The sequence below is a fragment of the Paenibacillus sp. FSL R10-2796 genome, from assembly GCF_037965315.1.
Classification (GTDB): Bacteria; Bacillota; Bacilli; order Paenibacillales; family Paenibacillaceae; genus Paenibacillus_AQ; species Paenibacillus_AQ odorifer.
The window spans coordinates 4,870,828-4,895,246 of sequence record NZ_CP150178.1; the positions used below are offsets into that span (position 1 = coordinate 4,870,828).

Consider the following 24,419-nt stretch of genomic DNA (forward strand, 5'->3'; position numbering starts at 1 on the left):
CCTGCCTTCTTTAGTCTTGACTTGCTGTTATTACTAGGCGCGTACTCCACTCTCTATAAGAGTTTGTTCCAGCGCGGTGATAAAAGCCGTGTTCTGCTCAGCCGAGCCCACAGTAACCCGAATATAAGTCGGATAAACCTGATGACCCGCTCTTACGATGATTCCTTTACGCATCAAAGCATCAAAGACCTCTGTAGCAGGCTTTCGAACATCTACCATGATGAAGTTCCCGTGTGCCGGGAAGGATTCTAGGCCCAGACGTTTGAATTCACCTTGCAATTGGACAATACCCGCGCTATTAAGACGACGACATTCCTGTACGTAATCTTGATCATTCAAAGCAGCAAGAGCTGCAGCTTGAGCAAGCCGTGAGGTATTAAAAGGCTCACGTACCTTGTTGATCAACGAAATGATCTCAGGACTCGCAACACCGTATCCAATACGCAATGCAGCTAAGCCATAAATTTTAGAGAATGTGCGGAGCACAACCAGATTCTTGTAACGAGTCAGTAACTGGATGCCATTGGAGTATGAAAGATCTGTTACATACTCACAGTATGCCTCATCAAGGACAACCATTACATTGGAAGGCACAGCATCCAGGAAAGAAACCAAAGCTTCCTCTGGAACAATCGTACCTGTTGGGTTATTCGGATTACAGATCCAGATAACCTTAGTGCGGTCCGTTACACGGGCCAGCATCCCATCCAGATCATGTGTACCTTTTACAAGCGGCACCTCAATAGATACCGCACTTTCGATGTCTGCGTTACTCTTATACACGGAGAAGGTTTGGTCCGCCATGATTGTCTCATCACCCGGTAAGAAAAAGGCACGAGCAATAAGTGCAATAATCTCATCTGAGCCACAGCCAAAAATAATATTGTCGTTATTCACGCCAAGACGGCTGGAAAGTGCTGAAGTCAATTCAACGGCTGAGCCGTCCGGATAAAGATAAAGATTCTCAAGTTCTGCTAGAATTGCTTCTTTTGCACTCGGTGAAGCTCCATACGGGTTCTCATTGGATGCAAGCTTAATAACCTCACTTAAGCCAAGCTCCTTCTTGACTTCGTCTATAGGTTTCCCTGGTTTGTAGACAGGGAGATTAACTATATTCGGTTTTGGATTCATACAATAGTCCTCGCTCTCCATAGTTGATTACTCCACTATACACAGGTCAGAATGACACTGTTATGGTCTTTTTAATTGTGCCACAAATTCTCGAATTTGCAACAGTCCCTCATTCCGCGTAGCAGGATGATCGAGCAACGGGATTACCTCTTCTATTTTGCGGACAATGGCACTCCCTACTACAACACCATCGCAAATCTGAGCAAAACGGGCAACCTGTTCGCCAGTAGAGATCCCAAATCCTACAGCCACTGGCAGATCCGTAGCTTGACGAACGGAATCAATAAAGGCTTCTACATCCGCATGGAAAGAGGATCTTTCTCCAGTCACCCCTAATGAAGATACACAATAGATAAAACCGCTCGCACCGGATACAATCTTTGCAATACGTTCGCTTGAGGTTGGTGCAACTAAAGGAATGAGGTTGACTCCAACTTCATCACTACGGCGCCGCATCTCCGCTGATTCCTCAACGGGAAGATCCGGGATAATAAGTCCGCTAATTTCATGCTTGTTCAGATCAGCAAAAAACGTATCTAGACCCATTTGCAGGATAGGATTGTAATAAGAAAACAAGATAAATGGCAAACTGCTGCCGGCTTCACGAGCCTTTAACGCGGTCTCCATGCAAGTGCGCAGGTGAACTTCACCCCGCAGTGCCCGGGCAGATGCTCGCTGAATTACAGGGCCGTCTGCAAGCGGATCAGAGTATGGTACTCCAAGCTCCAGAATATCTGCCCCTGCTGTCTCCAGTTCAGTGATGATGGCAAGAGTAGTCTCCAAATCCGGATCTCCAACAGTCAGAAAAGGAATCAATGCGGTCCGGTTCTCAGCTTTTAGCTTCCGGAATACCAAATCCATCCGGTTTGTAGTTTGGGTTGTCATTCAGTTCCCTTCCCTTCTGTATACGCCATAATGGATTCTACGTCTTTGTCTCCCCGGCCTGACAGGCAGATGACAACAATGTCATCCTTAGTAAGGGTTGGACCCATTTTTACAACATGTGCTATCGCATGCGCCGATTCTAACGCTGGAATAATGCCTTCCGTTACACATAGCAGCTTCAGTGCATCTAGCGCCTCTGCATCTGTAATCGGGACATATTTTGCGCGTTCGATATCTTTTAGATAGGAGTGTTCAGGACCCACACCAGGATAATCCAGGCCTGCGGAGATGGAATGTGCTTCTGTTACTTGTCCATGCTCATCCTGCAGGAGATAACTCATCGATCCCTGGAATACGCCATGAGTTCCTTTACTCATTGTTGCCGCATGAAAAGGGGTATCAATGCCTTTACCAGCCGCCTCTACACCAATCATACCGACATTTTCATCCTCAACAAATGGATAGAACATACCGATGGCATTACTGCCACCGCCTACAGCAGCTACGAGCACATCCGGCAGCCTTCCTTCAGCCTCCAGAATCTGGCGCCGTGTTTCATCCCCAATAACCCGCTGAAAGTTACGGACCATCATCGGATAAGGATGTGGTCCTACAGCTGAACCCAATATATAGAAGGTATCGTCTACATTGCTAACCCAGTAGCGAAGCGCTTCGTTGCCGGCATCTTTTAAAGTACGCGATCCGGAAGTAACGGGAATCACTTCTGCACCAAGCAGCTTCATCCGGAATACGTTAAGGGCCTGGCGACGTGTATCCTCTTCCCCCATAAACACCTTACATTCCATACCTAGCAAAGCTGCAACTGTAGCTGTGGCTACACCATGTTGACCCGCACCCGTCTCAGCGATTACCTTCGTTTTTCCCATCATTTTGGCCAAAATCCCTTGACCAATCGCATTGTTAATCTTATGGGCACCTGTATGATTCAAATCTTCACGCTTCAGATATATTTTAGCTTCTCCCAGATGTTTGCTCAGACGCTCCGCATAATACAGCGGGGTCTCCCGTCCGGAATACTGCTTTAATAGATAATCTATTTCTTCCTGAAAAGCTGGATCTGCCGAAAACTTACGGTAAGCCTCCTCCAACTCAATCAATGCATTCATCAAAGTCTCGGGCACGAAGCGGCCTCCGAATGAACCGAAACGTCCATGCTGGTCCGGTACTTGTATCATGATTGCTTCACCCTTTCCACAAAAGCTGTCATTTTTTGAATATCCTTAATGCCGTCAGTCTCTACTCCACTCGACACGTCTACCCCATACGGGGCATAGGTATCAAGCAATTCACCAACATTATCTGAATGAAGCCCTCCAGCCACAAACAAGGGCAAGTCATGTTGTACTGCAATTTCTTGGTAAGCAGGTAATTTATTCCAAGCGAACGTTCGGCCGGAGCCGCCACTCTGCAATGGATCATAAGTATCTAATAAAACCGCATCTACTGCAGCTGCGTAATCTTCCAAGCTATATTCATTTTCAGCTTTATCCCGCTCTTGATCCGCAACGGACAGTGCCTTCCATACCTGAACCTGTGGATAAGCTCGGCGAACCTGCTGGCAAAAAGCTGGACTCTCCTGTCCATGAAGCTGAATTACATCTAAATGCACCACAGACAGCAATTCGTTCAACTCATCCAGCTCCGGATTAACAAAAACCCCGGCAGCCTTAGGAATTTCACCAGTCTTCCAATTTGGAAGCTCTGCAATCAGTTCGGCAGCACGCTCTATGGATACCTTCCGGCGGCTAGGTGCAAAAACAAATCCGATATAATCTAGTGGTAAGTGTAACATAGATTTTAGCACTTCAACGTCCTGAAGTCCACAGATTTTTACTAATGTCTCAGCCATGCCGTACACGGTCCTTTCCATTAGGAAGCTCACCGAGCAAACCGTTAACCGCATCCTCTACGTTAGCTTGACGCATTAGATACTCCCCAACGAGCACTCCGTGAGCACCAGTAGTTCTTAAGTAGTCGATGTCTGTTGACCCGGAAATTCCACTTTCGCTGATCACTGGAACACCTTGCGGCACAAGAGCTGCCAGCTCGGCTGTTGTCTCCAAAGAGGTCTCAAAGGTACGTAGATTACGGTTATTAATTCCTAGCAGGACGTTAGGTTGGGTTATCTTTTCTGTGCTCAGTACAACCGCCAGTTCATTTCGGTCATGCACCTCAATCAAGATATCCAATCCAAGCCCTGAAGCTATATCTATAAAATGAGATAGTTGTGCCGGTGTCAAAATAGCGACGATTAACAACACGGCATCCGCTCCGAGAAGACGTGCTTCGTAGATCTGCTTCTCATCGATAATAAAATCTTTGCGAAGCAGCGGCAGATTTACAGCTTCCTTCACTTGCTGCAGATAAGCTGCGCTGCCCTGGAAATATTCTGTGTCCGTCAGAACAGATAAGCAATCTGCACCTCCAGCTTCATACCCTTTTGCAATGGAAACAGGATCAAAATCCTCACGGATCAACCCTTTGGAAGGAGAAGCCTTCTTCACCTCAGCGATCAAGCCCATATCTCTGTTCTTCCCTTGGGTCAGAGCCTTACGAAAGCCTCTTGTTGCCGGAAGAAGCGCAATATCACGCTCTGCTTGTGCCAGCGAAAAGTTTTTACTGAGCAGTTCAACCTCTTTAATCTTAGTCGCGACAATTTTATCAAGATACATAATTAAGTTCCTCCGTCATAGCTACAAGCTGATTAAGCTTGGATAGTGCCTTGCCTGAATCCACTACTTCTTTTGCTCTCTCTACGCCTCCGGCCATGGTATCTGCCAGACCAGCAACATATATACAGGCTCCGGCGTTAGCAAGAACGATATCGCGATAAGGATTCATCTGCCCTTGAAGGACCGAGGTAATAATCGCCGCATTTTCAGCTGCATCTCCACCCAGCACAGCTTCCAATGGATGTCTGTTAAGACCTAATGCCTCTGGCGTTACCTCATACGTGGTTACGATGCCCTCTTTTAGCTCAGACACTAATGTAGGGGCCGAGATGCTGATTTCATCCAGACCATCCAAGCTGCTAACAACCATCGCACGCTTGGACCCCAGCTCCTTCAGTACATTAGCCACCGTCTCTGTCTTATTCCGATCATAAATCCCCAGCAGCTGACGGTCAGCACCAGCGGGATTCGTAAGCGGACCAAGCATATTAAAAATCGTCCGCACTCCAAGCTCTTTACGCGGTGCTGCCGCATGCCGCATCGAAGGATGATAGATTTGTGCGAATAAAAAACAAATGCCGATTCGATCCAAGCATTCCCGAGCCTGATCCGCATTCAGATGAATGTTGACGCCCAAAGCTTCAAGTACATCTGCACTTCCTGCTCTACCGGAAGCTGAGCGGTTGCCATGTTTGGCAACTCGTACCGAAGCCGCTGATGAAATAATCGCTGAGGCGGTAGAAATATTAAACTTATGGATGCCGGAACCGCCCGTACCACATGTATCTAGCAGACGCGCTTTTTCAGTAAGGACAGGTGTGCCGAAACCTCTCATGGCTTCCGCAAACCCCGTAATCTCCTCCACGGTCTCTCCCTTAATCCGTAAAGCGGTTAGCAGTGATCCGATTTGTGCCTGTGAAGCCTCTCCCAGCATGATTGCGCCCATTATATCCCGTGCTTCTACACGTGTCAGACTTTTGCCTTCGATTAGTCCAGCGATTCCTGATTGTATCAATTTTGTTGCATCCATAATGTTCATCCTCCCAGCCTTAATGTAATCTTTTTTATTAATCAAACCACCTGTTCAGGGGTATATGCGTACATGTAATCTTGATTGATGACTTGTTTCTCTTTTATCTCGGGTGGGAACATAGCCTCTGCCATACGAATAGCTTTTAGCATGCCCTTCGCTTTATTCACCGTCTCTTCATACTCTTTCTCCGGAACTGAGTCCCAAACGATACCCGCTCCAGCCTGCACATATGCTCTGCCCTTACGGAAGATGATTGTACGGATGGTGATACATGAATCCATATTTCCCGAGAATCCCAAATATCCAATCGCCCCCGCATAAGCACCACGGGCTTCTCGCTCCAATTCAGCAATAATCTCCATTGCCCGTAGCTTAGGTGCTCCTGAGACAGTACCGGCTGGCAGACAGGAGAGAAAGGCATCAAAGAAATCTTTATCCTCGCTAAGCGTGCCTGACACATTCGAAACCATATGCATGACATGAGAGTATCTTTCAATTTCCATAAAGGAATCACATTTTACAGAACCGAATTTGGACACTCTTCCTAAATCATTACGACCTAGATCAACTAGCATCAAATGCTCTGCACGTTCTTTTTCATCCTCCAGCAGCTCCGCGGCGTAAGCACGATCCGAAGCTTCACTTTCACCTCTTGGTCTTGTTCCGGCAATCGGCCGTGTCTCCACACGGTTTCCATCTACCTTTACGAGCGCTTCCGGTGAGGTTCCAACAATAATCTCTTCATCCATTTTCAAATAATACATATATGGAGATGGGTTAAGCGTCCTGAGCATCCGGTATACATGCAGTGGAGAAACTTCCGTTTCAATATGCAGGCGCTGCGACAACACCACTTGAAAAATATCGCCAGCCCGAATGTATTCCTTCGCTTGTTCTACGTTGTTGATATATTGTTCTTTAGTCAGGTTGGAATGAATCTCACCCAGCTCAATATCCTGCGGAATGCTGCGGCGGTTCACATTTTCCTTAGGCCCTTCCTTCTGCAGCTCTTCGGCCATATCCTCAAGCTTACGACTTAAGCTTTCGTAATTGGATTTGATATCTGAGTCCGTATCACCGTCTTTAACATGCAGGTTGCCAACTAGGAGAATTTGTTGTTTCACATGATCAAAAACAATGATGCGATCACAGAACATAAACCGGATATCATCCATTTGGAGATCATCTACTGGATGCTCAGGAAGCTTCTCATAATATTGCAGCAGATCATATCCAAAAAATCCGATCGCTCCTCCAGTAAATGGCGGCATCTCATCCAGCTTAGGGCTACGGTATGAACGAAGCAGCGCCTTAAGCTCCTCAATCGGCTTTCCATGCAGCTGTTTTTTCTTACCGTCGATCTCTACGTTAATCGCACCCTTTTTTCCCGATATCATTAAAAAGGGATCGCTGCCGATGAACGAATACCGGGCCCATTGTTTGCCACCCTCTACACTTTCTAGTAAGAACGCGCGGTCACGTTCAGCAAAACGTTGGAATAACCGGATAGGTGTTTCCATATCAGCCAGCAGCCGCTTCACAACAGGAATCAGATTATAATCCTGCGACAGCTTTACCACCTCTTGAACACTCGGATTCGTCATTTTTAGATGCCCCCTTGGTTATATAAATCTTTCCGAAACACAGAAAAACCCTCTACCAAAGTAGAGGGTTTGTGTAAGTAAGTATATGTTTTTGAGCAATGATCAGCATCGTTATGTTGTGCCTACAGACTTATCTCTAAATAAGATACATCACGGATGTGAAATAACACTCCAGTATATATCAAAATAAAGACTCTGCGTACACAAAAACTGCTAATCAGGCATAAACGTCTTCAGCATCCTTATAAGGACGGTAAGCGTATATGCGTGAAATATAAGAATGTATAGAACAAAGCTTATACTTTCTTATATTCGCAAAAATTTCTTGCACTCTGCTCAACTATACTCATCTCAACTCAACTAAACTCTTCTATACTCGGCTAATTACACTATACATGATGACAAGGGTCATTGACAACCCACAACTCAAATTTAAGACTTACTCTGCGACAAATCCGGACGAAGCTTCTGAGCTTCATTCAGATACACATGGCGGATCTCACGCTGTGATTTATCCGTATTAAACTGCACCATTAACCGGATACACATCGGCAGGCTGCCTTTGACCGGGATCTCGGTTGAACACATAAGCGGCACCATTTCCCAGCCCTCAATCTCACGAATGGCTCTTGCCGGAAAAGTAGCATCCAGATCATTGGTCATCGTAATCCATACATTGCTAATATCCTCAGCTATAACATTATTGCGTTCAACGATCTCCCGCAGCAGCACAACGGTTTCACGCAAAATCTCTGTTTCTTCGTTATTAATCACGGTAGTTGCTCCGCGAATCCCTCGATTTACCACGGTTTCCCCTCCTTTTTAAGCTCTGCCAGAACCTCTCGCACAAGCGATTCCTGTACATCGTTTACAATACTAACTACTCCTATGGCATCAGGCACAATAAAAGTCATTCTGCCTTCTTTGAATTTCTTATCATGCATCATTGCTTCCATTAGCTCCTCTTCATCATATTCAGAAGGAAGCTGTATAGGCAGTGAAAGTGCAGATAACATAGATACTGTATCCTCATAGATGGATCGGTCACGTCCAAGCTTTACAGCCAGCAGCGCCGAACCCGCCATACCAATCGCAATCGCTTCACCGTGCAAAAACACACCGTATCCGCCAACCGCTTCAATAGCATGGCCGATCGTATGGCCTAAATTCAGGATCGCCCGAAGTCCATGCTCACGTTCATCGTTCGCCACGACATGAGCTTTGATCGCACAACCGCGCTCAAGGGCATAGCCGAGAGCTTCAGCATTCAAAGCAAGCAGCTCATCAGCATGTTCACGGCACCAATATGCAAATTCTTTGTCCATAATCAGACCATGCTTCACTACTTCAGCTAAGCCAGAAGAGACTTGGCGCGGCGGAAGCGTGCGAAGGGTATCCAAATCGTAAAGCACCAGCGAAGGTTGATAGAACGCACCAACCATATTTTTGGCTAGTGGATGATTGACAGCCACTTTGCCGCCTACGCTGCTGTCATGGGCTAGAATCGTCGTTGGAATTTGTAGAAATCCTATTCCGCGCATGTAGGTAGCTGCTACAAAACCAGCTAAATCACCAACAACCCCGCCACCTAAAGCCAACACCGCTGAGTTACGATCTAGTCCCGCTTGAATCGCGGTCGTCATAACCTCTTCATACACGGTTAATGATTTGGATGCTTCCCCTGCCGGCATAATATGGCTTACTACGGTATAACCTTGCTGACGTAGAGCTTCTTCAAGCGCCGGTAAATACCGTGGAGCTACTTCACTATCACTCACAACCAGTAGCGGGCTACGAGTGGACAGTCCAGCCTCAGCACAGTACTGGCCAATGTTCTGCAGCAGACCACTACCGATGTGGATTGGATAAGAACGATCTCCCAAATCTACATTGATTGTACGCATGATTAATAACTCTCCAATTGTGCAAGATAGTTTTCATAGTTCGCTTTAATTTCTTCGAGAGAATCCCCGCCGAATTTATCAAGAAATGCTTTGGCAACTTCCCATGCCACTACGCTTTCCAGAACCACACATGCCGCTGGAACCGCACATGCATCCGAACGTTCTACTTGAGCTGTAAAAGGTTCTTTCGTATCGATATCTACACTTTGAAGTGGCTTATACAAGGTAGGAATAGGCTTCATAACACCACGAACCACTACCGGCATGCCATTCGTCATCCCGCCTTCAAAACCACCTAAACGATTGCTTGCGCGATAGTATCCTTTAGAAGCTTCATACATAATTTCATCATGGACTTGCGATCCACGCAATTTTCCCGCTTCAAATCCAATGCCGATTTCAACGCCTTTAAAGGCATTAATCGACATCACTGCCCCAGCGATCGCACCGTCCAGCTTCCGGTCTGACTGTACATAGCTGCCAAGTCCAATGGGCAGTCCTTCGACGATACATTCAACGATTCCACCGATGGAGTCGCCCTCTTCCTTGATCTGATCTATGTAAGCCTCCATTTTCTGTTCCGTTTCTTTGTCGACAACTCTGACAGAAGACTGTTCTGTCCGTTCAATCAGCTCATCGATAGGCAGATCATTTGCAGGTGCCTCAATTTCACCAATGCGAATGACTTGACCTGCTACTTTCACACCAAAAGCTGCCAGCAGCTGTCTGGCTACAGCGCCACATGCAACTCTGGCTGCGGTTTCGCGGGCACTGGAGCGCTCCAGAACGTTGCGAAGATCCGTATGATTGTACTTCAATCCACCATTCAAATCTGCATGTCCAGGGCGCGGCCGATTTACCCGGCGTTTTTCTTCATCACTGCCTGGAATAGGTTCAATATTCATAATGTTCTTCCAGTGAGTCCAATCCTTGTTCTCTACTACCAAGGCTACCGGAGCACCCGTAGTATAGCCGTGACGTACTCCACCTACAATTTGTGCCGTATCTTTTTCAATCTGCATGCGGCGTCCACGTCCGTATCCCTTTTGTCGACGATGCAATTGAAAGTTAAGCTCTTCAAAATCCAAAGTTAAATTACTTGGCAATCCCTCAATAATAGCCGTTAGCTGGGGGCCGTGCGTTTCCCCCGCTGTTAAATAGCGTAAACTCATGATGTCTTCCCCCTTTTATACTTTTAAACTGTAAACCGCTAAAATCCTATGATCTTTGCTCATTATAGTATAGGGAATCCGCTTTGACAAGAAAGGGATCTCCCTAGAAACACTGTATGTATACCGAAATAAAAAGCGCCATCCATACCCTTAAGAGTATGAATGGCGCTCCTCGGCTGGGTCCTCAGTTTGTTAGCTGCCGAGCCGCTGGCTTGGTGGAGGGAATGTAGACTTACGCTCTTCCAGCTGCAGAAGGCGCTCCAATTGCATTTCTTCCACACCGAGAATTTGCCCGCACTCACGAACGGTGATAAAGCCTCGTTTGTACGCGGCAATGACCTTGCTTTTGTCCATCGGTTTAACTTTCCTTTCACTTAGCGTACAGATTCTACTATCCAGTATCACTGAACTTTTGCGAAAGTATACCTTTGAAGTTAATGGCGAAGGAGCAAAAAGTATTTATTTTTTACGATAGAAAAAAGTTTCCGTCGATTCAAAGCCATATTGAGCCGGTGTAAAGATTTGCTCTGTGCTGCCCACAAACAAATAACCACCCGGACGTAAGCTAGCCGAAAACTTATGATAGAGCTTGTTCTTCGCTTCTTCAGTAAAATAGATCATTACATTGCGACAAATAATAAGATCGAAGCCTTCGTCGAACTTATCCAAGAGCAAATTTTGTTTGCGGAAATCTATGTTTTTCTTAAGTGAATCGCTGACCTTGAAGACAGGGCCTTCCGGCGTAAAATAACGTGCTGCCACGTCTTTCGGCACATCCTTTAAAGAACGTTCCAAATAAAGACCCTGCTTTGCTTTGGATAAAGCGCCATCATCAATATCAGTGGCAAGAATACCTGTCTGCGCCAATATATTCTTGTCCGACAAAATCATAGCCAGCGTGTAAGGCTCTTCGCCTGTAGAACATGCCGCGCTCCACAGCTTTAATTTGCGGCCCGACTGCTGGAGGTCAGGGAGGATAATATCCCGCAAAACTTCCCAGCGATTCGGATTCCGCCAGAACTCAGAGACATTGATCGTCATTCGATCTAAAAATTCATAAAATAAGTCCTTATTTTTCATCATCGCTGCAAAAAAATCACTGAAGGTATGATACCCATTCTTCATCCGAAGAGTCGTCAAACGCCGCTTCATCTGCGCTTCTTTATATTGAGCCAGATCAATTCCGGTGCTTTGTTTAACGTTGTGAATAAATCCGCTATAATCTGGATCTGTTGTTAATGCTGCAACATTACGATCAGACATGTTAATCCCCTGCCTCCCACCTGGACCTTACATCCAGACTGCGATGTCTTTGTTATACTGATTCAGTTCATCTGGAGCAAAGAAATTAGCAATTTCCCGTTCTGCACTTTCAGGCGAGTCTGATCCATGAATTAAATTAAGTGGTGTATGGCTGGCAAAGTCGCCACGAATCGTGCCTGGCAGAGCTTCTCCAACTTTTGTTTTGCCTATGAGTGTCCGGGATAAAGTTACGACATCATCGCCTTCCCATACCATTGCAAACACTGGACCTGAAGTGATGAAAGAGACCAGCTCTGAAAAAAAGTCTTTGCCTGCATGCTCAGCATAATGTCTTTTCGCTTGATCCTCACTAACTGTAATCAGTTTAGCAGCGACCAATTTAAACCCCTTATCCTCAAAGCGGGCAACAATACGCCCTATTAATCCACGTTGAACTCCATCAGGCTTGACCATCAGATACGTCTTTTCCATAGAAGCACTCTCCATTTTCCCATTTGAAGGGTTGTTTTGACGCTATCTTAACAGAAACATTGCTTTCTGGAAACGTTTAATTTCAATCTCACCAGAAGATCAATAACTTCTTCCTGTTATAAAATACGCAATATCGCGCAGATTGCGCTTAGTCTTATTGTTAGGCAATTGTTCCAGCGCCGCCAGCGCCTTGTCGATATAACGTGAAGCGAGCTCCTCAGAACGGGCGATTCCGTCTCCGGAAAGAATGAGATCAATCGCATGTCCTACCGTGCTATGTCCCTCACGTATAGACTTCAGTTCCTCAAGCAATGACTCGCGCAGTCGCTCATCCTCAAGACTATAAATCACTGGAAGTGTAATGTTTCCTTGCCGCATATCACTGCCCGGAGGTTTACCGATCTGTTTCTCTGTGCCTGAGAGATCCAGTAAATCATCACGAATCTGGAACGCCATACCCACGTTATATCCATAATTATAAAGCAAACGAGCTACTTCTGGATCTGCTTCAGCAGCAAGAGCGCCGAGTTGGCAGCTAACTGCAATCAGCAGGGCTGTTTTGCGGCGGATACGCCGTAGATAATGACGTACACTTTGCTCACTGTTGAAAAAGTCACGAATCTGCTCCATCTCTCCGATCGACATTTCGATCATCGCCTTAGACAGAATTTGATGAATTCGTGGATTCTTCAGCTCCGTAGTCATAACCAGCGCTTTTGCATATATGTAGTCACCAGTGTACATGGCAATTTTATCGCCCCATTTTGCTTTCACGGTGAGTTCACCACGGCGCAATTCTGCATCGTCGATCACATCATCATGGACCAGTGAAGCGCTATGGATCAACTCTAACGGTATCGCCACCCGTTTCAGTTTTTCCAGATCATACTTACCGAATTTCCCGCCCATTAGGACAAATACGGGACGTAATCTTTTGCCGCCTGCCTTTAATAAATGCAGGGAGGTTTCTGTAAGCAGATCGTCATCCCCCTGTACACTGCGGTACAGCTCTTTTTCAATCTGATCCATATCTCTGTTCAGTAATCCGAATATTTGCAGTCGTTTCATTCTTTCACCCGTGTCAACAGTTTATGGCTCCAAATCTCCATCTTCACTTCCTGCGGCAGCAGGCCCATCTCATAGGCATAGCGGAAATAGAGGTTCAAACCTTGCTGCTGCCTTTCTCCAAAATCATAACATAAATTGCGGAAGTACCCTTCCCAATAAGACTTTGTTCCTCCAATGTTAGAACAAGCTGCTTGTACAATAGGATCTAAATCTCTCAATCCCCGCATTTTACTCTCGGCAAAAGCCTCTGCAATCTCAGAAATAGCTTCCGGTTTGTCCTCCGCAGCCTTTCGATTCACTGCCCAGACCGCAAAGGTCATCCCTAAGCCCGTCCATTCCTTCCAAACCTCAGCCAGATCAGTAACGATATAACCTTGATCCTGCCATGAGGCCTTAATAGCATTATCACCAATTAATAAACAGGCATCCGCTTCATGCATCATGTCATCCAAATCAGGATTAGCGCTAATATACTCCGGTTTATTGCCAAAAGCTTTTTCCATTAAAATTTTCAGCAAATTTACCGAGGTTGCAGAAGTATTCGTAACAGCGATCTTACCGCTGCCAATCTGAGCAAATGGCACCCTGGAAAAAAGGAATATTGATCTCACAGGACCGTCCGCGCTAACCGATAAATCAGGTAGAAGTAATAATTTGTCACTGGCCTCAGCATAAGCAAAAGAGGATAAAGCACCTACATGAATAGTTCCACGGCTCATCCCCTGATTAAGAATGGCAGGTACCTCACTCACCATCTCTGCAGAATATTTCAATGCAGAGGGATGAAAATTGTGAAATACCGGCCATGAGTTGGTATAGCTGATTTTGCCGATGATGGTGTGGCTGTTATTGTCCATCCTTTCAATCCCCCCATCTTCGAAATAAATTGTGTTCAATATTAAAGCTGTCAAGCACTTTGCCCACCATGAAATTAATCAGATCATCCATACTTTGCGGCCCAAAATAAAAAGCCGGCATTGCGGGAATCATCCGAACTCCCAGACGGGACAGCTTCAACATATTTTCTAGATGAATAGCATGCAATGGAGTCTCACGAGGTACAAGCACCAGTGGGCGGCCTTCCTTGAGCATAACGTCAGCAGCACGTGTCATTAGATTATCAGAGGTCCCATTCGCTACCGCGGATAATGTTCCCATAGAGCAAGGCATAATAATCATCCCTTCCACACGAAACGAACCACTTGCAATGGATGCGCCGATATCCGCAACAGGATGATAAAGCAGAGAACCGGGATAGCCTTTGAACCTTTCGTTCAAAAAGCCCTCCCGGTCTGATGCGATATAGCCAAGTTCTTCTTTAAATACGCGCCAGCCCGCATTACTAACTACCAAATGCACGGAGTAGCCTAGTGACAGCAAGGTTTCAGTTAGACGAACACCATATATCGCACCGCTTGCTCCTGTAATTCCAACCACGATGTTTTTCGGTTTAGTAAGCGTCATTAGTAGAACTGCACCACCAAGTCAATCAAAGTGAAAGAGAACACCACGATGCTCAATACGCCGTTCATAGTGAAAAAAGCAGTCTGCAGACGGCTCAGGTCACTCGGAGATACAATGTAGTGCTCATAAAAGAGAATGATATATGCGATGATCATGCCTGCTACATACCACCAGCTTAAATCCGTCATAAACAGCAACGATACGAATCCAATCGCCGTGAGAATGTGAAATACGCGGGCAATAAAGAGTGCACCTTGAACCCCGAACCGAACCGGAATGGACTTCAAGCCCTCTTTTAGATCAAACTCAACATCCTGACAAGAATAAATTACATCAAAACCTGCAGTCCAAAACACAATAGTGAAATAAAATACCATTGAAGTCCAATTCACACTACCAGTTACAGCTACCCAACCGCCTAAAGGTGCAAGCGCAATGGTCAGACCGAGGATAAGATGGCAGGCCCATGTAAACCGCTTAGTAAATGAATAAATGACAAGAAGGAAAACTGCGATTGGCAAGAGCTTGGCCGACAAAGGATTCAGCTTAAAGGCTGCCCAAAAGAGTAAGAAAAACGAAATGCCGATAAAAATGACGACTTCACCGATCTTCAATAATCCTGCAGGAATAGCTCTTCCCGCTGTGCGTGGATTCTTAGCATCACTTATCCGGTCAATCAGTCGATTCAGCCCCATAGCAGCGCTCCGTGCCCCAAACATAGCCACTACGATCCAACCAATCTGGCTCCAGGTAGGTAGCGTGCCAAACATGACAACGGAACCAAGTAAAGCGCCCATAAAAGCAAAAGGTAAAGCAAATACCGTATGTTCAAACTTGATCATTTGTAAAAAGATACCGATTTTCTTAAACATTCCCGTTCTCCTTGAGCCCAATATGTAATGCCGCGATGCCTCCGGTCAAGGGGAAGGATTCCACTTTTTGCAGTCCGGTTTCACGGAAAATAGCAGCTAATTGCTCCCGGTCAGGGAACAGCGCCAGCGATTCTGGCAGCCATTTGTATTGCTCATACCTTTTAGCGAATAACTTGCCCAGCAATGGAAGAACACGCTGAAAATAAAAGAAATAGATACCTTTAAACGGTTGTTTCATCGGCTTGGAAAGCTCCAGGCAGACCACCATTCCTCCGGGCTTCACCACTCGTTTCATCTCGTTCAGCACTTGAACAAGATCCGGTACGTTGCGGAGTCCAAAACCAATCGTTGCATAATCAAATGCGTTGTCTTCAAAAGGCAACTCCATAGCGTTGCCCTGTACGAGAGAGATCCGGTTCTGAAGCTTGCGCTCCTCCACCTTACGGTGCCCCACTTCAAGCATGCCTGCACTGAAGTCGAGCCCTATCACATTCCCTGTCTGTGAGGCTTCGGCCAAGGCAATGCTCCAATCGCAAGTGCCGCAGCATAAGTCTACAGCTGAATCCCCGCGCTTCATGCCCATCTTCTTCATCGTGAACTTACGCCAAGCCTTATGCCGGCGAAAACTTAAGATGTCATTCATCAAATCATATTTACCTGCAATACTCTCAAACACCGAGTGCACAAACTGTTCCTTCGGTTTGCTGTTATCACCCACAGCAGTTGTAGTTTTGTCCATAGTCATCCACTAACCCTCCACGGCTGCTTGTCCTGAGACTTTCATCTGCAGGAGAATACGATCCAGCGCTATCTCAAGCTCTCTAAGCAGGCTTTCGTCTTTAACGCTTTGTAATAGTCCCTGAATCGACTGAATCGACTGATGGAGCATGTCCGTCAGCAGAGAATCACATTTATATTTCATCTTCAGCATCTTCCAGTCCTTCTGATCAAGGTTCTGGTCTTGAAGCTGTTTGCGTTCTTCCTCTGTCGCTGACTCCAGCATCTTCCAGTAGCAATAACCATTGCTTGCATTCTCAAGGTTATCACAACGCTGAAGCTCAATGGCAACCGTTTCGCACTGACTGAACTCTGTCAATAACTTCTCCCACAATTCCACTAAGGAATTCTCGATCATGGGCGTAAAAGAAAGGAACAGCCGCATATTGAGCTGTACCATGTGCCGCAAGTATTGTTCAGCCGAAAGACGGATTCCTCTCATCTTCACATAGAGGTTCGCTTTCAAGACATTGAAATCAGCAATCGCCTTACTCAAGATTCCAACCATCTCAATCTGATCACTCTTTGCAAGCAGATGGTAAAACCAGCTACTAAAATAATCGCCAGCCAATACCTTTAATTGACGGGAACGCATAGGATCTCCACCGCGTCTATCATTCGAGCGGTCAATTACCTCATGTGTATCTAGTCCAAGTTGAATAAGTGCGGTTACGAGCGTATACAACTCACCAGTACTTCCTTTTACAGAAGATCCATGGTTTAGAAAAATATATAACAAATGACCCCGGCCATCAGAAAACGGCGGCAAATCCGTATGCTTCTGAATCATGTCGTAGTCGGTGTAGGGTTTTGCCAGTTGCGGTATGCAGTACGGTTTCATTTCAGCCTCCGAAGCCATTGACATTTATATTAATTCCTTTGTTCACAATCTTGTCTATTATATCACATGTTTTTTTGTCACGCACTGTGATACAACTGAGTTTCTTTTATTCTTCTCAAGGATAAATGAACTGCTTCTTCCAGAGCTCAGTCTCACTAATACGGAAGCCCGTCTTGAGACGCTCGGAAATGGGGAAATTACCCGCAGACTGAAGTTCATTCTGGAGTTCAACGGACCACTCCGCGCGTCTGATATCCCCTGCTAGCAGCAGCCGGCGGCTATCCAGCCATTTATCCATGACCACGATGCGCAGCAGGAGCTGATCCACATTCGAGGTTTCTTGAAAAGCAAAAGAAATAGTCTGTGCCATATTTCGATAAAGCTCCTGGGGTTCATGATCATTTCCGCTCACTTTTAAATCCAGAGACAGAACGTGATCCTCCCAGTCTACGCTATCAATGGATAAGGTCAATGGAAGTGCGCCAAGAACATCAACAAGATTATCGTTGTCTAGCACCGTGTTATAGCCGCCAGTAAAAGTCTCCACTGCACCATTTCGCTGCTGTAAGGTTGAATCCATATCTGCCACTTTGGGCAATATTACAGCAGAGGTTGCAGTCAAGAGTAATACGGCTCCAACCCACCAGGCCTTGTTCATGAACACGCCCCCCTTATCCATAATTCCCACTCTTAGCGGAATACGATCATTTATCTTTACTATATTTTGAAAAAAAGCAGGCTATGCCTGCTTTTCAGCTTTCACTTTCCAATTGTCCGTGCTTTGTCCATATTTCAGCCTTACCGCGGATCTTCATCGCTGAGGTATGATCAGTAAACTGGGCAATCAATACCTCGCCCTTATCCAGCTTCTCTGTATGATGAAAACGTGTATCTGTACCTCTGGTTAACCCAATGACCTGAACGCCATTATCTTTAGCCTTAACCACAATATAGTCGCTGCCCGTTGGAAGCGGAGTAGTACCCGTATTTTTATCCATCATCACTCATCCTCCTCTAAACCTATTATACAGTTCATAGTATTTCAAAAAACAAATGCCGCCTTGGAGGGCGGCATAGTTGTTCTTAAAAAGACTATGGGATAGGTATGTAGAAATCTTTATTTGATTCCGTCTTTCAGCGCCTTACCGGGTTTGAATGCCGGTACCTTGCTTGCAGGAATTTCGATTTCTTCACCAGTTTGCGGGTTACGGCCTTTACGTGCAGAACGCTCACGCACTTCAAAGTTTCCGAATCCAACCAGTTGTACTTTATCACCGCTTTGCAGTGCTTCTGTAATTGCTTCGAAAACCGCATCTACAGCTTTAGTAGCATCCTTCTTGGGAAGTTCAGTTGCTTCTGTAACTACATTGATCAAATCTGATTTATTCATGTTTTCTCACCTCCCTGAGTAAATTCTCCGGTATCATACACTGTTTCCGTTTCAACGTAAAATATACGTGATAATCCCGTTTAAAACTTAACTTTGGCGCCCTTAGACCTTGAAGCGCAACAAACTTATAGTAATACAGCCCATCCATAAATTCAAGCTGTTACTCAAAAAAGGAGCAGAAATTATCATCTATACTTGCATATTTATCTAAATTCGATCTAATTTGTTAGACCTATAGGAGCAGTTAAGGTCTTTATTTCATCAGAATAATTGAGTCAGATTCACCGTTATTATAGGAACTAGGTATCAAGTTTTAGGATATATACAAATAAAAAGAGCAGGATTTCTCCCACTCTTTGAATTTATTTATATTCAGCTTAGAGAATAATTGCAATAAGTCCGCCGGAACCCTCATTTATAATGCGGCCAAGCGTTTCTTGCAGTTTGTAGCGCGCATTATCCGGCATCATAGCTATCTTGCCTTGAATTCCTTCTCTTACAATGGAGTGTAGGGAGCGGCCAAAAATATCGGATTCCCAAATCTTAATAGGATCATTCTCAAAGTCCTGCATCAGATAACGAACCAGCTCTTCGCTTTGCTTTTCCGTTCCGATGATTGGCGAGAATTCAGACTCCACATCCACCCGAATCATATGAATGGATGGTGCCGTAGCCTTTAAGCGAACCCCGAAGCGAGAGCCCTGACGAATCAGTTCTGGCTCGTCGAGTGCCATTTCGGCTAAAGATGGAGCCGCGATACCATAGCCAGTAGTCTTGACCATTTCCAAAGCTTCTGAGAATCGGTCGTATTCTCGTTTCGCATGTGAGAACTCCTGCATAAGCTGGAGCAGATGATCCTTACCGCGGATCTCAACCCCCACCACTTCCATCAGAACTTGATCGTACAGCTCTTCTGGAGCATACAGGTCGATCTCTGCTACACCCTGACCCATGTTCATACCACTTAGGCCAGCTTTATCAATAAAGTCATATTCGGTGAACTGAGATACGAGGCGGTCAACATCCCGCAGGCGGCGGATGTCTTTTACAGTATCGCGAACGGAGTTCTCATAACTACTACGCAGCCAGTGGTTTTCTCCAAGCACCATAACCCAGCTTGGCAGATTTACATTTACTTCATGCACTGGGAATTCATAAAGCACTTCCCGCAGCACACCCGTTACGTCATCTTCGCTCATGTTTGCGGCGCTTAGCGTCATAACTGGGATATCGTATTTGATGGCTAGCTCGTTACGGAGCTGCTGCGCTTCCTCACTGCGTGGCCGGGTGGAGTTAATGACAAGCACAAACGGCTTACCCACTTCCTTCAGCTCTGCAATGACGCGCTCTTCAGAGTCCACGTACGAGTTCCGCGGAATTTCTGCAATCGTACCATCTGTTGTTACCACTACACCTAGCGTTGAATGCTCCTGAATAACCTTACGTGTCCCGATTTCTGCCGCTTCCTGAAAAGGAATAGGCTCTTCAAACCAAGGTGTAGAGATCATTCGTGGTCCATTTTCATCCTCGTAACCTTTTGCACCCTCTACAGCGTAACCCACACAGTCTACCAGACGAACATTAACCTCAAGCCCTTCCGCAACCTTGATTTGGACTGCGTTGTTTGGCACAAACTTCGGTTCTGTCGTCATAATCGTTTTGCCTGCTGCGCTTTGCGGAAGCTCATCCACAGCTCTTACTCGATCAGCCTCATTCGTGATGTTTGGCAGGACAATGGTTTCCATGAAGCGCTTGATAAATGTCGATTTCCCCGTGCGAACCGCGCCGACGACGCCAAGATAAATGTCTCCGCCGGTACGCTCGGCAATGTCCTTGAAAATATCCACTTTTTCCAAAAGAGATCCCCTCCTCATATTACTCCGAAGAAAAAATGCCTGAAGAGCATCGACTTCGCGTTCCGCCGGTAATCTGACCCTTGCAGGACATCAACCGGACTTATCGTATGCCCGCCCGAAGCCTAGCTGCTTTCGACCGGGACGTACTTGCCCCGCGCTAAACTCCGAATGCTCGGACATGCATTTGGACTAGTATCATCATATGTATCCGGAACGAATTTATGACCCATATTCGCGCATTTCACAATGTAATTTCAAAAAAAGTTAAGTCTGCGCGCCGCAAGGCGTCTGACGCCCGGAAGCTTACTCATCCATCTTATGAGGTAGGATTCGTTGATAGAACTATTTTTAGTGGATGCTGAGATTAAAAGGTTATAAACAAAAAACGCCTAATGCCCCGGATAAAACCGAAGCTTAGACGCTTTTAAACTATAACTCTAACTTGGAGGCTGTGGGATCGGCTGATTATTAATCCATAGATACGGCAAAGACTTTACGGGAACGTAATATGAAGCTTCCTCCAGATCCAGTCGCAAGTCCTGATTCTTGTCGTGCTCTCCACCCTTCTTATCGACGGCAGCCATGATATCAAAAACATAATCTACGTAGACAGTTCCATCCTTATCCATGATAAAGTCAAGAACTTGACCGGAATAGACGCTAGTTAAGGTTATAGAGCTTGTACCCGCCTGCTTATGATCAATGGTATACAATCCGGGGTATAGCTCATCAAGCACAGGGAGGTTGCCGCCATGAGCTGATTTATAGCGGTTAACCTGTCGTTGCACGTCATTCACCTTTTGAACCGTAACAAGGTCCATCACCTTCACCACAGGATCAATTTCCTCATTCAAAATAAGAAAATAAGCACTTCCACCCTGCTCAAAAGCGGTAGCCGGTATATCATCCAAATATCCCTTATTATTCAACTTCCCCAGGTCAATACGAAACTTCTCATACCTTGGAGTAGTTTCATCCGCATTAAGAATGGGCAGTACCCCTTCCTCCTGTTGATAATCATCAACGGCTGCTTGTATCCGTTTAACACTCTCCCGATAATTAACACTAGCCCGCTTCTCTTCACCTGGGTATAGACAGCCCGAAAGCGTAAGCGCGAGCGATACCATCCCTAGCAAAAGCTTGGCCCCTGCCTTCAGTTTCATTTTATATCCTATAAACTCCAACCGAGTCCCTCCCACGGTGACATTCTTACGCTACCACAGTTCATCTTCTTCCCCACGCCGCGCTGCTTCAAGCTTACGGCGCACCGCAGCCTTCAGTGGATCTTCCGGCACCTGAACGGTTACGTCGCTCCATACGGCAGCCTGACAGGCCAGACGCGTTCCTTCTTCTAAGGCCGATCCAAGCTTACGCCGCTCAATATCTCCGGGAGGCCTTACTGCAGAAGCCTCTTCCTTCGCGACTGTAACCTTGCACATCAGGCAGCCTGCTTTGCCTCCGCATCTAGTTGTAATTGGCACTCCTGCTTTACGAGCGGCCTCTAATAACGAAATGCCACGGTTCACAACAGCTTTACGACCTTCTGGTTGAAATACAACGGTAACTCCTTTTTGTGATTTCATGATGTTACTTCCTTCCTCAACACTATGTAACTGCTTACATAATTGAAACAACTCCGCCCAATAGGCCCACTAACATGATGACAAAAGCAAGTATAGACAGTACAGCCTTAAGCAATCCCTTGGTTTTGCTCCGAGCAAAAGTTATAAGAAATACTGATAATCCCATAATCAGCATCGCAATCAGGGATAACCACATTTTCGTCATCGGATCCATGGTCAAAGCCCCCATTCGCCTGTAATTTATTAGGGACTATTATATCATGACCTTATCCTTTTCTGTAAAAAAACATCATTTTTTATGTATTATTTTAAATAAATTACACTTCGTGAAAATTATCAGGAATATAAAAAAAAGCAAAAGACGACGGAATCGTTCATTGATCCGTTTTCTTTTGCTCACCCAACTTAAAGCTATTTTTTAAGCATCATTTTCATTAAAGACTCCATTGTGCTGGAACCTGCGCCGCCTTTTTTAACGGCATTGATAATCTCCTGCACAGTAGCTTCACTGACCGGCACTTTCGCCATTGATGACACCTGCTTAATTAACTGGCGGAGCTGGGCTTCATTCTGCGTAGTTCCTGGCTTTACCGTACTGGCTAGCTTTTTGACGGCACTTTCCGTAATGTTCTTGCCCGCCTTTTTGTTAATGGCGTTCAATGCATCCTTGGAAAAATCTCTGCTCACTTTTCATCCCTCCTCCGTCAATCCCCATTACAACATATGAGAATTTGCGGAAAAAGGTGAACAGGATCAGGAATGCCACTGCTCCCAAGTTTCCTGGGAGATCGACTCAAGCTCAGGCTTACGATCACGACCCATCAAGGCTTCAACCGCACTGCGTGGGCTTCTTCCTTGAAAGAGCACATGATAAATCTGATCCGTAATCGGCATCTGCACACCCAGCTTGAGCGAAATTGCATAAGCTGCTTCGGTAGTACGAATACCTTCGACTACCATCCCCATGGATTCCAGCACCTCGGCCAGCGGCTTGCCTTGACCAAGCATGGACCCAGCGCGCCAGTTACGGCTGTGCTGACTAGTAGCCGTCACAACAAGGTCGCCAATTCCGGCAAGGCCGGCAAAGGTCAAAGGATTGGCTCCAAGCTCAACTCCCACCCGAGATATCTCGGCGAGTCCACGGGTCAAAAGCGCTGCTTTAGCATTGTCCCCATATCCAAGGCCATCGGATAGACCTGCACCAAGGGCAATAATATTCTTAAGAGCTCCGGCAAGCTCTACCCCTACCTGATCACGATTCGTATATACACGGAAATCGTTGTTGATGAACAATTCCTGCGCTTCGGCGCTACGTTTGTCATCAGGTGAAGCAACTACAACGGTTGTAGGACACCGGCGTACAACTTCCTCTGCATGACTTGGACCGGAGAGGACGACGATCTGCCCTTCGTCACAGCCTAGTTCCTCTGCAATTACGATGGACATCCGCTTATTGCTTTCCGACTCAAAGCCCTTCGTAGCATGAACACATAACATGTCATCCTTCCAGAATGGCTTCAGACTGCGAGCAACCTGCCGCATTCCTGAAGACGGAGCTACAATTACAACCGCCTTAGAACCGGACACTGCCGTTTCCATATCCGTAGTTGCAATAATGTTAGCTGGCAGTGCGATGTCAGGCAGATACTTATTATTCGTATGAGAGCCATTGATCTCGGCAGCTTGATCAGAGTTGCGTGTCCACAGATAAACTTCCGAGTGGTTTGCAGCCAGCACGCTAGCCAGCGCAGTTCCCCAGCTCCCCGCTACAAGTACGGTAACTTTATCAGACAACACGATTCCCTCCTTTAACTTTTGAGCCTATCTTGTTCTCACGGCCTTCTACGATCTTTACAATATTCGTCCGGTGCCGCCAGAAGGCGAAGACCGCAATAATAATACTGGTCCAGAGCACAGGTTGTGTAAATCCTGTCAACAATAAAGCCACTGGTGTCAGTGCTACAAAAATTAATGAGCCAAGGGACACGTAACGGGTGATAAAGATAGACAGGATGGCGATGATACCGGCGAGCAGCGCTGGCCATAAACAAAGCGTAGCCATAACACCGATCGTAGTAGCAATGCCTTTCCCCCCACGAAAACGAAAATAGAGCGGCCAATTATGTCCGATGATGGCAGCGATTCCGCAAAGAGCCGGAACCCAGGTTCCCCAACCGCCGACCCAGGTTCCTAACCATACAGCGGCCACCCCTTTCAGCACATCCAGCAACAGCACTAGTATTGCAGGACCTTTACCCAATACACGCAGTGTATTGGTAGCTCCCGCATTTCCGCTTCCGTATTGACGGATATCAATTCCCTTTAGCAACTTTGCAAGCAGTACACTAAAGCTGACAGAACCAAGCAAATAGCTTACAACGATAACCAGAAGTTCAAGCGCCACACTTCTTC

29 protein-coding genes are annotated in these 24,419 nt (G+C 46.1%); all 29 read right to left on the minus strand.

The features are described 5' to 3' along the window. Positions 1-33 precede the first annotated feature (33 nt). Complete coding sequence (gene hisC, locus NST58_RS22095) at positions 34-1,131, minus strand: histidinol-phosphate transaminase (protein WP_076276734.1); 1,098 nt, start codon at positions 1,129-1,131, stop codon at positions 34-36. A gap of 60 nt (positions 1,132-1,191) precedes the next feature. Then, positions 1,192-2,016, minus strand: coding sequence for a tryptophan synthase subunit alpha (gene trpA, locus NST58_RS22100; protein ID WP_076127517.1), 825 nt, complete (start codon positions 2,014-2,016; stop codon positions 1,192-1,194). Then, positions 2,013-3,212, minus strand: coding sequence for a tryptophan synthase subunit beta (gene trpB / locus NST58_RS22105; protein ID WP_076127515.1), 1,200 nt, complete (start codon positions 3,210-3,212; stop codon positions 2,013-2,015). The genes trpA and trpB overlap by 4 nt, the downstream gene beginning before the upstream one ends. After that, positions 3,209-3,886, minus strand: coding sequence for a phosphoribosylanthranilate isomerase (locus tag NST58_RS22110; RefSeq protein ID WP_076276712.1), 678 nt, complete (start codon positions 3,884-3,886; stop codon positions 3,209-3,211). The genes trpB and NST58_RS22110 overlap by 4 nt, the downstream gene beginning before the upstream one ends. Next, a complete protein-coding gene (gene trpC / locus NST58_RS22115) occupies positions 3,879-4,709 on the minus strand; it encodes an indole-3-glycerol phosphate synthase TrpC (RefSeq protein WP_076276711.1) in 831 nt (276 codons plus the stop codon). The genes NST58_RS22110 and trpC overlap by 8 nt, the downstream gene beginning before the upstream one ends. Next, positions 4,699-5,739 (minus strand): anthranilate phosphoribosyltransferase, encoded by a 1,041-nt coding sequence (gene trpD, locus NST58_RS22120; protein ID WP_175618936.1) that lies wholly within the window; start codon positions 5,737-5,739, stop codon positions 4,699-4,701. The genes trpC and trpD overlap by 11 nt, the downstream gene beginning before the upstream one ends. 41 nt (positions 5,740-5,780) lie before the next feature. Then, positions 5,781-7,346: an anthranilate synthase component I gene (gene trpE / locus NST58_RS22125; RefSeq protein WP_076127509.1), complete on the minus strand. Its 1,566-nt coding sequence runs from the start codon at positions 7,344-7,346 to the stop codon at positions 5,781-5,783. Between the two features lie 432 nt (positions 7,347-7,778). After that, on the minus strand, positions 7,779-8,153 hold the full coding sequence (gene aroH / locus NST58_RS22130) for a chorismate mutase (RefSeq protein WP_076127508.1): 375 nt from the start codon (positions 8,151-8,153) through the stop codon (positions 7,779-7,781). Continuing rightward, entirely contained in the window at positions 8,147-9,250 is a 1,104-nt protein-coding gene (gene aroB / locus NST58_RS22135) for a 3-dehydroquinate synthase (RefSeq protein WP_076218705.1), read from the minus strand. Before aroB ends, aroH begins: the two co-directional genes overlap by 7 nt. A gap of 2 nt (positions 9,251-9,252) precedes the next feature. Next, the gene (gene aroC, locus NST58_RS22140) at positions 9,253-10,422 is read right to left on the minus strand and encodes a chorismate synthase (RefSeq protein WP_076134686.1); all 1,170 of its coding nucleotides are present in this window, start codon (positions 10,420-10,422) and stop codon (positions 9,253-9,255) included. A 192-nt stretch (positions 10,423-10,614) separates the two neighbouring features. Beyond that, positions 10,615-10,776, minus strand: a complete 162-nt coding sequence (locus tag NST58_RS22145) for a hypothetical protein (protein ID WP_169744788.1) — start codon at positions 10,774-10,776, stop codon at positions 10,615-10,617. 105 nt (positions 10,777-10,881) lie between these two features. Continuing rightward, complete coding sequence (locus tag NST58_RS22150) at positions 10,882-11,685, minus strand: protein-glutamate O-methyltransferase CheR (RefSeq protein ID WP_036676236.1); 804 nt, start codon at positions 11,683-11,685, stop codon at positions 10,882-10,884. 27 nt (positions 11,686-11,712) lie between these two features. Further along, on the minus strand, positions 11,713-12,156 hold the full coding sequence (gene ndk, locus NST58_RS22155) for a nucleoside-diphosphate kinase (RefSeq protein WP_076127503.1): 444 nt from the start codon (positions 12,154-12,156) through the stop codon (positions 11,713-11,715). 99 nt (positions 12,157-12,255) lie between these two features. Beyond that, complete coding sequence (locus NST58_RS22160) at positions 12,256-13,224, minus strand: polyprenyl synthetase family protein (protein ID WP_076127501.1); 969 nt, start codon at positions 13,222-13,224, stop codon at positions 12,256-12,258. After that, positions 13,221-14,081 (minus strand): menaquinone biosynthesis protein, encoded by an 861-nt coding sequence (locus NST58_RS22165; protein ID WP_076218704.1) that lies wholly within the window; start codon positions 14,079-14,081, stop codon positions 13,221-13,223. The genes NST58_RS22160 and NST58_RS22165 overlap by 4 nt, the downstream gene beginning before the upstream one ends. A gap of 4 nt (positions 14,082-14,085) precedes the next feature. Then, entirely contained in the window at positions 14,086-14,688 is a 603-nt protein-coding gene (locus NST58_RS22170; RefSeq protein WP_036676229.1) for a flavin prenyltransferase UbiX, read from the minus strand. Continuing rightward, positions 14,688-15,560, minus strand: coding sequence for a UbiA-like polyprenyltransferase (locus NST58_RS22175; RefSeq protein ID WP_076127498.1), 873 nt, complete (start codon positions 15,558-15,560; stop codon positions 14,688-14,690). The genes NST58_RS22170 and NST58_RS22175 overlap by 1 nt, the downstream gene beginning before the upstream one ends. Continuing rightward, positions 15,553-16,305 carry a demethylmenaquinone methyltransferase gene (locus NST58_RS22180; RefSeq protein ID WP_143761902.1) on the minus strand — a complete coding sequence of 251 codons (753 nt, stop codon included), beginning with the start codon at positions 16,303-16,305 and terminating at the stop codon, positions 15,553-15,555. The genes NST58_RS22175 and NST58_RS22180 overlap by 8 nt, the downstream gene beginning before the upstream one ends. Before the next feature lie 3 nt (positions 16,306-16,308). Continuing rightward, complete coding sequence (locus tag NST58_RS22185; protein ID WP_254857027.1) at positions 16,309-17,202, minus strand: heptaprenyl diphosphate synthase component 1; 894 nt, start codon at positions 17,200-17,202, stop codon at positions 16,309-16,311. A gap of 91 nt (positions 17,203-17,293) precedes the next feature. Then, a complete protein-coding gene (locus NST58_RS22190) occupies positions 17,294-17,836 on the minus strand; it encodes a hypothetical protein (protein WP_076276708.1) in 543 nt (180 codons plus the stop codon). 94 nt (positions 17,837-17,930) lie between these two features. Beyond that, positions 17,931-18,179, minus strand: coding sequence for a trp RNA-binding attenuation protein MtrB (gene mtrB / locus NST58_RS22195; RefSeq protein ID WP_051490908.1), 249 nt, complete (start codon positions 18,177-18,179; stop codon positions 17,931-17,933). Positions 18,180-18,295: 116 nt separating this feature from the next. After that, positions 18,296-18,568, minus strand: a complete 273-nt coding sequence (locus NST58_RS22200) for an HU family DNA-binding protein (RefSeq protein WP_036676223.1) — start codon at positions 18,566-18,568, stop codon at positions 18,296-18,298. 377 nt (positions 18,569-18,945) lie between these two features. Continuing rightward, positions 18,946-20,424: a stage IV sporulation protein A gene (spoIVA, locus tag NST58_RS22205; protein ID WP_036676222.1), complete on the minus strand. Its 1,479-nt coding sequence runs from the start codon at positions 20,422-20,424 to the stop codon at positions 18,946-18,948. A gap of 437 nt (positions 20,425-20,861) precedes the next feature. Further along, positions 20,862-21,608: a DUF3939 domain-containing protein gene (locus NST58_RS22210; protein WP_254847661.1), complete on the minus strand. Its 747-nt coding sequence runs from the start codon at positions 21,606-21,608 to the stop codon at positions 20,862-20,864. 30 nt (positions 21,609-21,638) lie between these two features. Beyond that, the gene (locus NST58_RS22215; protein ID WP_076218703.1) at positions 21,639-22,007 is read right to left on the minus strand and encodes a 2Fe-2S iron-sulfur cluster-binding protein; all 369 of its coding nucleotides are present in this window, start codon (positions 22,005-22,007) and stop codon (positions 21,639-21,641) included. A gap of 34 nt (positions 22,008-22,041) precedes the next feature. After that, complete coding sequence (locus tag NST58_RS22220) at positions 22,042-22,221, minus strand: DUF2768 family protein (RefSeq protein WP_036676218.1); 180 nt, start codon at positions 22,219-22,221, stop codon at positions 22,042-22,044. A 197-nt stretch (positions 22,222-22,418) separates the two neighbouring features. Beyond that, positions 22,419-22,694 (minus strand): stage VI sporulation protein F, encoded by a 276-nt coding sequence (locus NST58_RS22225; protein WP_038572437.1) that lies wholly within the window; start codon positions 22,692-22,694, stop codon positions 22,419-22,421. Between the two features lie 66 nt (positions 22,695-22,760). After that, a complete protein-coding gene (locus NST58_RS22230) occupies positions 22,761-23,801 on the minus strand; it encodes an NAD(P)H-dependent glycerol-3-phosphate dehydrogenase (RefSeq protein ID WP_076218702.1) in 1,041 nt (346 codons plus the stop codon). Next, positions 23,794-24,411, minus strand: coding sequence for a glycerol-3-phosphate 1-O-acyltransferase PlsY (gene plsY / locus NST58_RS22235; RefSeq protein ID WP_036676213.1), 618 nt, complete (start codon positions 24,409-24,411; stop codon positions 23,794-23,796). The genes NST58_RS22230 and plsY overlap by 8 nt, the downstream gene beginning before the upstream one ends. Positions 24,412-24,419 lie beyond the last annotated feature (8 nt).

What these genes read in the sequence shown, in the direction of transcription:
- hisC (WP_076276734.1), bottom strand. Translation starts at nt 1,131, where the DNA reads ATGAATCCAAAACCGAATATAGTTAATCTCCCTGTCTACAAACCAGGG.
- trpA (WP_076127517.1), bottom strand. Translation starts at nt 2,016, where the DNA reads ATGACAACCCAAACTACAAACCGGATGGATTTGGTATTCCGGAAGCTA.
- trpB (WP_076127515.1), bottom strand. Translation starts at nt 3,212, where the DNA reads ATGATACAAGTACCGGACCAGCATGGACGTTTCGGTTCATTCGGAGGC.
- NST58_RS22110 (WP_076276712.1), bottom strand. Translation starts at nt 3,886, where the DNA reads ATGGCTGAGACATTAGTAAAAATCTGTGGACTTCAGGACGTTGAAGTG.
- trpC (WP_076276711.1), bottom strand. Translation starts at nt 4,709, where the DNA reads ATGTATCTTGATAAAATTGTCGCGACTAAGATTAAAGAGGTTGAACTG.
- trpD (WP_175618936.1), bottom strand. Translation starts at nt 5,739, where the DNA reads ATGGATGCAACAAAATTGATACAATCAGGAATCGCTGGACTAATCGAA.
- trpE (WP_076127509.1), bottom strand. Translation starts at nt 7,346, where the DNA reads ATGACGAATCCGAGTGTTCAAGAGGTGGTAAAGCTGTCGCAGGATTAT.
- aroB (WP_076218705.1), bottom strand. Translation starts at nt 9,250, where the DNA reads ATGCGTACAATCAATGTAGATTTGGGAGATCGTTCTTATCCAATCCAC.
- aroC (WP_076134686.1), bottom strand. Translation starts at nt 10,422, where the DNA reads ATGAGTTTACGCTATTTAACAGCGGGGGAAACGCACGGCCCCCAGCTA.
- NST58_RS22145 (WP_169744788.1), bottom strand. Translation starts at nt 10,776, where the DNA reads ATGGACAAAAGCAAGGTCATTGCCGCGTACAAACGAGGCTTTATCACC.
- NST58_RS22150 (WP_036676236.1), bottom strand. Translation starts at nt 11,685, where the DNA reads ATGTCTGATCGTAATGTTGCAGCATTAACAACAGATCCAGATTATAGC.
- ndk (WP_076127503.1), bottom strand. Translation starts at nt 12,156, where the DNA reads ATGGAAAAGACGTATCTGATGGTCAAGCCTGATGGAGTTCAACGTGGA.
- NST58_RS22160 (WP_076127501.1), bottom strand. Translation starts at nt 13,224, where the DNA reads ATGAAACGACTGCAAATATTCGGATTACTGAACAGAGATATGGATCAG.
- NST58_RS22165 (WP_076218704.1), bottom strand. Translation starts at nt 14,081, where the DNA reads ATGGACAATAACAGCCACACCATCATCGGCAAAATCAGCTATACCAAC.
- NST58_RS22170 (WP_036676229.1), bottom strand. Translation starts at nt 14,688, where the DNA reads ATGACGCTTACTAAACCGAAAAACATCGTGGTTGGAATTACAGGAGCA.
- NST58_RS22175 (WP_076127498.1), bottom strand. Translation starts at nt 15,560, where the DNA reads ATGTTTAAGAAAATCGGTATCTTTTTACAAATGATCAAGTTTGAACAT.
- NST58_RS22180 (WP_143761902.1), bottom strand. Translation starts at nt 16,305, where the DNA reads ATGACTATGGACAAAACTACAACTGCTGTGGGTGATAACAGCAAACCG.
- NST58_RS22185 (WP_254857027.1), bottom strand. Translation starts at nt 17,202, where the DNA reads ATGTCAATGGCTTCGGAGGCTGAAATGAAACCGTACTGCATACCGCAA.
- NST58_RS22190 (WP_076276708.1), bottom strand. Translation starts at nt 17,836, where the DNA reads ATGAACAAGGCCTGGTGGGTTGGAGCCGTATTACTCTTGACTGCAACC.
- mtrB (WP_051490908.1), bottom strand. Translation starts at nt 18,179, where the DNA reads ATGATGGATAAAAATACGGGTACTACTCCGCTTCCAACGGGCAGCGAC.
- NST58_RS22200 (WP_036676223.1), bottom strand. Translation starts at nt 18,568, where the DNA reads ATGAATAAATCAGATTTGATCAATGTAGTTACAGAAGCAACTGAACTT.
- NST58_RS22215 (WP_076218703.1), bottom strand. Translation starts at nt 22,007, where the DNA reads ATGAAATCACAAAAAGGAGTTACCGTTGTATTTCAACCAGAAGGTCGT.
- NST58_RS22220 (WP_036676218.1), bottom strand. Translation starts at nt 22,221, where the DNA reads ATGGATCCGATGACGAAAATGTGGTTATCCCTGATTGCGATGCTGATT.